This window comes from Cellulomonas massiliensis JC225 (assembly GCF_000312005.1).
GTDB classification, from domain to species: Bacteria; Actinomycetota; Actinomycetes; order Actinomycetales; family Cellulomonadaceae; genus Cellulomonas; species Cellulomonas massiliensis.
Genome location: NZ_HE978588.1, coordinates 510,559 through 512,111, shown reverse-complemented (window position 1 = coordinate 512,111; position 1,553 = coordinate 510,559). Strand labels below are relative to the sequence as shown.

The 1,553-nt window shown below is 76.0% G+C and carries 2 protein-coding genes; both read left to right on the top strand.

Annotated elements, in window-relative coordinates; genetic code table 11:
• Positions 1-211: 211 nt before the first annotated feature.
• Complete coding sequence (gene recR / locus HGCM_RS02385; RefSeq protein WP_019135290.1) at positions 212-811, top strand: recombination mediator RecR; 600 nt, start codon at positions 212-214, stop codon at positions 809-811.
• Between the two features lie 12 nt (positions 812-823).
• Positions 824-1,393, top strand: a complete 570-nt coding sequence (locus HGCM_RS02380; RefSeq protein ID WP_019135289.1) for a DUF5063 domain-containing protein — start codon at positions 824-826, stop codon at positions 1,391-1,393.
• Positions 1,394-1,553: the final 160 nt, after the last annotated feature.

The window sequence follows — 1,553 nt, the reverse complement described above, 5'->3', positions numbered from 1 at the left end:
CCGCCCGCCCACCGCGCCCGCCCGCCCGGCGGCCCCGCCGCGCTCCGCGCCCCGCCGCGCTCCGGGCCCAGCTCGCTCACCGTTGTGTGAGGGCTTTGTCGTCATCAGGGCGACATAGTCACCACGCAAACGGAGGCCCGCGGCCCCAGGCGGCGCGCGCCGGGACCGGGCGGTCCCGGGCGCGGTGGGCGCGACGCCGTAGGCTGGCACCGTGTACGAGGGCGCGGTCCAGGACCTGATCGACGAGCTCGGGCGGCTGCCCGGCGTCGGTCCCAAGAGCGCCCAGCGCATCGCGTTCCACATCCTCGCGGCCGACCCGGCCGACGTGCGCCGCCTCTCCGACGCGCTCGTCGAGGTCAAGGCGCGGGTGCGGTTCTGCGACCTGTGCGGCAACGTCGCGCAGGAGGACCTGTGCCGCGTGTGCAAGGACCCGCGGCGCCTGCCGACGGTGCTGTGCGTCGTCGAGGAGCCGAAGGACGTCGTCGCGATCGAGCGCACCCGCGAGTTCCGCGGCCGGTACCACGTGCTCGGCGGGGCCATCAACCCGATCGCGGGCGTCGGCCCCGACGACCTGCGCATCTCCCAGCTCATGACGCGACTGGCGGACGGCACGGTCACCGAGGTGATCCTGGCGACCGACCCGAACGTCGAGGGCGAGGCGACGGCGACGTACCTCTCGCGCCTCCTGGTGCCGATGGGTCTCACGGTGAGCCGGCTGGCGCTGGGCCTGCCCGTGGGCGGCGACCTGGAGTACGCGGACGAGGTGACGCTCGGCCGGGCGTTCGAGGGACGACGGCGCATCAGCGCCTGACGGAGGGCGGCGATGACCGAGCACACCGAGGCGGGCGACGTCCGCGAGATCGCGCACGCCGTGGCCGACGAGGCACGCAGCTACCTGTCGACGGTGACGGAGGTGGCGGCGGGGGCCAACCCCGACGCGGCGCTGCCGCTGCTGCTGCTGGCGGTCTCGGACATCCTCGCGGCGGGCGCCCGGCTGGGTGCGACGACGGACGTCGTCCCCGCCGAGCGGTTCGAGCCCGACGTCGGCCCGGACCCGGACGTCGACCCGCTGCGCGTCGCCCTCGCGAACGTGTTCGAGGGGGTCGACGAGTACCTCGAGGTCCTCGACCCGCTGCTGGGCGACGACGTGGGCGCGGCGACGATCTCGGGCGACCTCGTCGCGGTCGCCGGCGCGCTGGCCCAGGGCCTGCGGCACTACGAGCACGGCCAGGTGCTCGAGGCCCTGTGGTGGTGGCAGTTCTCCTACCTGTCGGACTGGGGCGAGCGGGCGTCGAGCGTCCTGCGCACGCTCCAGACGATGCTGGCGCACCTGCGCCTCGACGTGGACGACGACGTCGCCGCCGAGGCGGAGTACGACGCGCTGCAGCCGTGACGCCCGCACGCCGCCCGGCCCCGCACCCCGGCGGCGGCCGCCCCGAGAACGAGGAGACCGCGTGAGCAGCAGCCGCCCCGGACGGCCGAAGGGCCGCGCCCGCACGTCCTCCGGCCCGTCGAAGGCCCGGCCCTCCGCGTCCCGCCCCGCGGCGACGCCC

Coding starts and splice junctions, on each gene's coding strand:
- HGCM_RS02380 (WP_019135289.1), top strand. CDS start 824: ATGACCGAGCACACCGAGGCGGGCGACGTCCGCGAGATCGCGCACGCC.